Annotated in this window: 6 protein-coding genes; 1 reads left to right on the top strand and 5 read right to left on the bottom strand. The window is 61.7% G+C overall.

Translation table 11 applies throughout. The features are described from left to right. Positions 1 to 753 (top strand): IS5 family transposase (locus ACDP63_RS24025; RefSeq protein WP_409928777.1); only part of this gene is annotated, 753 nt, incomplete at its 5' end. 236 nt (positions 754 to 989) lie between these two features. Here ACDP63_RS24025 and ACDP63_RS24020 read toward each other — a convergent pair. The 5 genes from ACDP63_RS24020 to ACDP63_RS24000 all read right to left on the bottom strand — a co-directional run bounded on the left by ACDP63_RS24020 (position 990) and on the right by ACDP63_RS24000 (position 6,110). Next, complete coding sequence (locus ACDP63_RS24020; protein WP_010400470.1) at positions 990 to 1,226, bottom strand: hypothetical protein; 237 nt, start codon at positions 1,224 to 1,226, stop codon at positions 990 to 992. 543 nt (positions 1,227 to 1,769) lie between these two features. Next, on the bottom strand, positions 1,770 to 2,702 hold the full coding sequence (locus tag ACDP63_RS24015; protein ID WP_409928776.1) for an IS5-like element ISPko3 family transposase: 933 nt from the start codon (positions 2,700 to 2,702) through the stop codon (positions 1,770 to 1,772). Between the two features lie 380 nt (positions 2,703 to 3,082). Beyond that, complete coding sequence (locus ACDP63_RS24010) at positions 3,083 to 4,069, bottom strand: dipeptidase (RefSeq protein WP_271180020.1); 987 nt, start codon at positions 4,067 to 4,069, stop codon at positions 3,083 to 3,085. A 69-nt stretch (positions 4,070 to 4,138) separates the two neighbouring features. Then, complete coding sequence (locus tag ACDP63_RS24005) at positions 4,139 to 4,672, bottom strand: 4-vinyl reductase (RefSeq protein ID WP_271180019.1); 534 nt, start codon at positions 4,670 to 4,672, stop codon at positions 4,139 to 4,141. Positions 4,673 to 4,751: 79 nt separating this feature from the next. Next, positions 4,752 to 6,110 carry an MFS transporter gene (locus ACDP63_RS24000; protein ID WP_172686439.1) on the bottom strand — a complete coding sequence of 453 codons (1,359 nt, stop codon included), beginning with the start codon at positions 6,108 to 6,110 and terminating at the stop codon, positions 4,752 to 4,754. Positions 6,111 to 6,540: the final 430 nt, after the last annotated feature.

The raw sequence follows: 6,540 nt of genomic DNA, 5'->3' as shown, positions 1-6,540 counted from the left end.
TCGATGAAAGTGCTGTTCGGCATGGCGCTCCGGCAGACGACCGGGTTCGTCGAGAGCCTGCTACGGCTGGTCGGCCTGAACTGGACGGTGCCCGACTTCAGCACGCTATCTCGCCGCCAGAAGACCTTGGCCGTGAACATCCCCTACCGCGGCTCCAAGGGGCCGTTGCACCTGCTGGTCGACAGCACCGGGATCAAGGTCGAAGGTGAAGGCGAGTGGCACGCACGCAAGCATGGCGGCCCGAAACGGCGCGTCTGGCGCAAGCTCCACCTTGGGATCGATGAAGAAACGTTGGAGATCCGGGCCGTCGAAGTCACCGGGAGCCACATCGGTGATGCGCCCATCCTACCCCACCTTCTCGACCAAATCCCGCAGGACCAGGAAATCGGTAGCGTTACGGCTGATGGCGCCTACGACACGCGCAAATGCCACGATGCGATTGCAGATCGCGGTGCCCATGCCGTCATCCCGCCCCGCAAGAACGCGAAGCCCTGGAAGACGATCACCGCCGGAGCCGTAGCCCGAAATGAGGCCCTGCGCGCGGCGAAATACCTGGGCCGCGCGCTCTGGCGACGATGGAGTGGATACCACCGCCGAAGCCGCGTCGAGACAAAGATGCATTGTATCAAGTTGCTGGGCCAGCGGCTCATGGCACGGGACTTCGACCGACAGGTCGCCGAACTCCAGGTCCGCATCGCCGTCCTGAACGGCTACACCGCGCTCGGAATACCCGTCACGGAAGCTGTGGGATAAGTCCGTCCGGGGAAAGGGGAACCTCGGCCTTAAGCCGATTTGTGCAACAGAGCCCCGCCGCGTTGCGGCTGGCACGCACCTGAATGGATTGTGGTCCGGGATCGGGGCATGGCGCGCCTAGCCGGCGTGCCGCTGGTTGGCGCGTAGCGCCTGCCAGCGTCCGGCATTGCGCGCGGCTGCGAGGGACAAAAAAGGGCGAGATATGAAAGTGGCCCCCGAAGGGGCCACTTAGCCGTTCAACCCGGCAGCACTTTTATAAGCGTGACAGTCAGGCCAACGATGCCAGCGGCCATGATCCAGAGATGGCGAAACAGTTCGGCCTTGAACTCGGCTAGGTCCTGTTTGGTGGCCAGGGTCGAGGTATCCGCCTCGGCCAGCCCTTCGGCAATGGCTTCGGCGGCCTTCTGATCCATGCCAGCATCTGTGAGTTTGCGGGCGAATTTCAGGGTGTCGATGTGTAGCGCGTTTGCCATGAATGATCTCCTTTCAGGAATGTAAGCGTTCTGACCGGGAAATGCGAGGCTTTAGCCGCCCCGCACGGTCGCCGGCATCGGACACGCCGAGTCAGGGACGGCCCGGCACGGGCCGCTTGCAAGGGCGCGCTTGCGCGGCCGCCGTCCTTGACCGGTGTGGTAGAATGACAAGATCCGTGTGGTGGTGGATAGGTCCGGCTCCGGCTGGCGTGCGCCAGACGGGTTAACAGCCGGACGCGAGTGATGGCGCCACGGTGACAGCCGCGCAGCGGCGGCCCGGCGCGGCCTTAGCGCCGGGTCTGGTCGCGGCCCTGGGATCAGGGTCGGGACCGGACCAACCCACCAGACAGAGGTAAAAAAGAGGGCCGCCCGGGCGGGCGGCCAGTTGTCGCTGAAACGGATAGAAAAACTTTCAATCGCGGATCAGGCCGCGCCGGTCGATCTGCCAGCCGGTTGCCACGCGGATGATTGCGGCGTCCGGGCCATGCTGGCTCTGTTGCACAAATCGGTTTATGGCCGGACTGTCCCTTTCCCCGGACGGATTTATCCCACAGTCTCTGTGACGGGTATTCCGAGCGCGGTGTAGCCGTTCATGACAGCCATGCGGATATGGAGTTCTGCGACCTGGCGGTCGAACTCCCTCGCGGTCAGGCGCTGGCCCAGCAGTTTCATACAGTGCATTTTTGTCTCTGCACGACTTCGGCGATGATATGCGCTCCATCGTCGCCAGATTGTCCAGCCGAGGTATTTGGTGGTTCGCAAGATATCGTTCCGTGCTACGGCTCCGGCTGAAGTTTTCTTCCAGGGCTTGGCGTTCTTCCGCACAGGAATGATGGCCGCAGCGGCGCGGGCGGCGATGGCGTCGTGGCACTTTCGGGTGTCGTATGCGCCATCGGCGGTAACGCTGGCGATCTCTTGATCGGGTGGGATCTGGTCGAGCAGTTCGGGCAACATCGGTGCGTCGCCTACGTCGCTACTGGTGAACTCGACCGCCCTGATTTCCAGTGTTTTCTCGTCGATCCCGAGGTGGACCTTGCGCCAGATACGTCGTTTCGGGCCGCCATGCTTGCGCGCGTTCCACTCGCCTTCGCCCTCGACCTTGATCCCGGTGCTGTCGATCAGAAGGTGCAGCGGGCCCTGCGAGCCGCGATAGGGGATGTTGACCTTCAAGGTCTTCTGGCGTCGGCTGAGGGTGCTGAAATCGGGCACCGCCCAGTCCAGACCGATCAACTGCAGCAGGCTTTCCACGAACCCGGTGGTCTGGCGGAGCGCCATGCCGAACAGCACCTTCATCGTCAGGCAGGTCTGGACCGCAGCGTCACTATAGCTGGGCTGCCGACCACGCTTGCCGGTCGGCGCGGCCGCCCAGATCATCTCGGGATCGAACCAGATCGTCAGCGAGCCGCGGCGCTTGAGCGCTTCATTGTAGCTCGGCCAGTTCCGGGTCTTGTAGGCGGGGGGTGTGGGTCTGCTCATGCCATCCAGCTATCACGCTGGATTCCCATGATGAATCCCCTCAGCCATTTGTGCAACAGAGCCGCCTGAAATAAACCGATACGGCGTCAAATCCTGCCGACGCCGCCCGTTTGCGGCCATATTAATTTATCCGCCCATGCAGCGCCAAAACCTGTTCGCACAGACCCGCGATCATATGCAGCGCGACAGATATCAGGCGGGAGCCTGCCTGCATTGCGCGCCAACCTACACACACTCTTATAACTCTCTGTGCGTACTGGAATAGGGTCGCACCGCCCTTGTCCGAAGCAAGGGCGGTGCCTTCTGTTGGTGGGCCGGGTGCCGCATTTCGGCGGCAAGGATTATCCCGATGCGTGATCCCGTATTCGTGCTGTTCGTTCTTACTTTCCCCAGACCGTTTGCAGCAGGTTCAACCAGTTCAAACCCAGGATCTTTTCGATCCGTGCCTCGGTCCAGCCGGCATCGGCCATGGCATCCGCGATATTCGGAAAATCCCGAATCTCGCGGAAGCCGGCCGGGTTGATGATCTCGCCAAAGTTGGTCAGGCGGCGGCCAAATCCCTTGTCATGCGTGATCCAGTCGAAGAACGGGCGGTCATAGCCCTGTGTGAAATCGGTGCCGATGCCGACAGCATCCTCGCCTACGATATTGATGACGTAATCCATTGCAGCGATGTAATCGGCAATGGTCGAATTGACGCCATTGGCCAGAAAGGGCGGGAACATCGTCACGCCGACAAAACCACCCTTGTCGACGATATAGCGCAGTTCCTCGTCCGACTTGTTGCGGGGATGCGCCTTCAGCCCCGCGGGCAGACAATGCGAATAGGCAACCGGCACCGTCGAGGTGTCGATCACCTCTCTCGACGTCTTCGGCCCTACATGGCTGAGATCACACAGCATTCCGACTCGGTTCATCTCGGCCACGACCTCGCGCCCGAAATCCGACAGGCCGCTGTCGCGGCTTTCATAGCAGCCGCTGCCGACCCAGTTCTGGGTATTGTACGTCATCTGCGCGATGCCGACACCAAGGGTCTTGAGGATCTCGACATAGCCGATCCTGTCTTCGAAAGCCGAGGTGTTCTGCATGCCCAGAACGATCGCCGTCTTTCCAGAATCCTTCGCGCGGCGAATATCCGCAACGCTTTCCGCCTTGACGATATGGTCGCCAAATTCACGAAACCAACGGTTCCATTGCACGAGATTATTGACGGTATCGCTGAAATTCTCCCAGACGCTGCAAGTGCAGTTCGCGGCCGTCAACCCCGATTGCTGCATTTCCCTGAACAGATCCCCGCCCCATTTCGAGATGATGAGACCGTCGATGACGACTGCGTTCTCATAGATCGTGCTGGCCTTGTCCTTCATGATGTTTTCCATTTCCATAAGAGATGATGACTGGGCTGCGCCGCGTGTCGGGCAGCCCAAGGCGCGCGTTCAGTCCGTCAGGACGCAGGCGACCTCAAAGCGGCATTCAGCAGCGCCCATGGCCGCGCATTGCACCTCGCGACAGGTGATCGCCTGCGGATCGATGCCGCGCATGGCGCAGACAAACTGCATGGCGCCGATCAGGAAGCCCTCGAACATATAGCAGGTGGGCGCGGCCGCCTGCCCTTCCGACTCGAGCACATAGATCGAATTCCTCAGCGTGACCTGGGCCGTCAGTTGGTCCAGGTCCAGTTGCTCGATGGAAAAGCGGCCCCAGCCGCGTTCCGAAAGCCGCCGCAGATAAAGCGCAAAGACATCGCGATCGGACGCGCCCAGCAGTTCGGATTGGCGCTTGCACCAGAAAAAGGCCGACTTCGCGCCAGAGCGGTCCAGCATCGCCTCATAGGCATCGCGTCCCAGGGTCTTTTCGATCTCCTTGTGCATGTTCACCATGAAATGACGCGGAACATAGACCATGGGCAGGCCGTCGGTGCGCCAGATGCCACTGGCTTCGTCCACGTCGATCTGAACAGCGGGCTGCATATCATTCATCCTTGGATCAGGGAGGGTTGGCTTTGGAAAAGGGCGGCCCCCCGGACCAGGACCAAGGGGGCCGGCCGGGTCATCTTGCGGCTTGCTGGGCGGGGTAAAGGGACAGTTCGGCATCCGGCTGGAGCGCGGCATCGTCCATCAGCGAGATACGCGAGGTTTCGCGCAGGGCCAGCCCGCCGAGGCCCGCCAGAACCGCAATGACCATCAGGTAAAGGGCCGGGGCAAGGTTGTTGCCGGTCGTGTCGATCAGCCAGGTCGCCATCAGCGGGGCGGTGCCGCCGAAGATCGTATATGAGACATTGTAGGTAAAGGCCGAGGCGGTATAGCGGGTCCGCGTGGGAAAGGTCTCGGACAGCAGCGTCGCCGTCACCACATTGGCCGTCAGCGCACCAGTCGCAAGCAGCAGGACACCCGGGATGGCCTTCCACAGCGCGCCAGAGCTGGCCAGCAGATAGGCCGGAACCACCATGACGAACAGCCATGCGCAGACGAAGCGGATCGTGTTGCGCCGGCCGATCCGGTCAGAGATGCGCCCCGCGACCGGACAGAACAGCGTGGCAAAGACCAGGGCGATCATCGTCACCAGCAAGGCACGCGGTCGCGTGAACCCGCCCTCCACCTGCAGATAGGTCGAGAAGTAGGTGGTGAACATGTAGAAGGACAGCGCTGTCAGCGAGATGAACGTCCCCAGCCGCAGCATCGACTGGCTTTGGCTTTTCAGGGTTTCACGAAGGGGCGAATGGGCATGGGTGTTGTCCTCGGCGGCCATTGCCTTGAAGGCGGGCGTTTCCTCCATGCGCCAGCGCAGGTAAAGGCCGACCAGCCCCAGGGGCGCCGCAAGCAGGAAAGGCACGCGCCAGCCCCAGGCGGTCATCGCCTCGGCGGTCAGGCTGCTTTCCAGGGCAAAGACCAGCAGCGCGGCCGAGGCAAAGGCCAGGAAGGTCGATACCGGGATGAAGCTGCCATACCAGCCGCGCCTGTCGTTCGGCGCGTGTTCCATCACATATGCGATTGAACCGGCGTATTCGCCGCCCGCCGAAAAGCCCTGCAGGCAGCGCAGGACGGTCAGCAGGACAGGTGCCGCCATGCCCCAGCTTGCATGGACCGGCAGAAGGCCGATCAGGGTCGTGGCCCCGGCCATCAGCAGGATCGTCAGCGACAGGACCCCCTTGCGGCCCAGCCGGTCACCCAGGACGCCGAAGAAGATCCCTCCCAGCGGGCGCATGGCAAAGGCCACCGCAAAGACCCCGAAAGTCTTGAGCAGCCCCAGGCTGACGCTTTCGCTGGGAAAGAACTGGCTGGCGATGATCGTCGCCAGGAATCCATAGACGGCAAAGTCGAACCATTCGACGAAATTGCCCATCGCGGCAGCGCCGATGACCTTGCGCAGCGCCGGCGCCGATGTCTGATCCTGAAATCGTGCTGTCATGTCTGACCTTTCTTCATTCGAGAAACAAGGACGGAAGGCATCGCGGGGCAGTGACGGCTGGTGCAGATGCGGATGCGCATGCCGGCGCCCCTGCCGCCCCAGGCCATGGAGCGGATCGGCTTGCCTTTGCGAGAAATGGCATCCGTGCCCGAGACAGCGGTCGACGTTCTGCCCGCGGCTTATGACCGAAAGGGGGACCTTTCGGATCGTCTCTAGCTTGCCTCAGCTTGTCGCGCGCAGACATCCGATAACTTGCGCCGGACATGCAGCGATATGTGATCGCCTGTCATTCGTGCACTCCCTGAAGCTGTTGAACTGGTTTTCCCGCAGGGCACCTCTAAAAATTGCCCTGACCTTGGCGCTGCGATATCGTGACATGGTGAACCGGCATATAGGGGATGCAGCGATGACGCAGATGGGTTTCTTTGAT

The sequence above is a fragment of the Paracoccus sp. P2 genome (assembly GCF_046335115.1).
GTDB classification, from domain to species: domain Bacteria; phylum Pseudomonadota; class Alphaproteobacteria; order Rhodobacterales; family Rhodobacteraceae; genus Paracoccus; species Paracoccus pantotrophus.
The sequence above is the reverse complement of the archived record's forward strand: the minus strand, read 5'-3'. Positions and strand labels throughout refer to the sequence as shown.

Bases quoted from the DNA above. Each gene is read 5' to 3' on its own strand.
- ACDP63_RS24000 (WP_172686439.1), bottom strand. From the start codon at position 6,110: ATGACAGCACGATTTCAGGATCAGACATCGGCGCCGGCGCTGCGCAAG.
- ACDP63_RS24005 (WP_271180019.1), bottom strand. From the start codon at position 4,672: ATGCAGCCCGCTGTTCAGATCGACGTGGACGAAGCCAGTGGCATCTGG.
- ACDP63_RS24015 (WP_409928776.1), bottom strand. From the start codon at position 2,702: ATGAGCAGACCCACACCCCCCGCCTACAAGACCCGGAACTGGCCGAGC.
- ACDP63_RS24010 (WP_271180020.1), bottom strand. From the start codon at position 4,069: ATGAAGGACAAGGCCAGCACGATCTATGAGAACGCAGTCGTCATCGAC.
- ACDP63_RS24020 (WP_010400470.1), bottom strand. From the start codon at position 1,226: ATGGCAAACGCGCTACACATCGACACCCTGAAATTCGCCCGCAAACTC.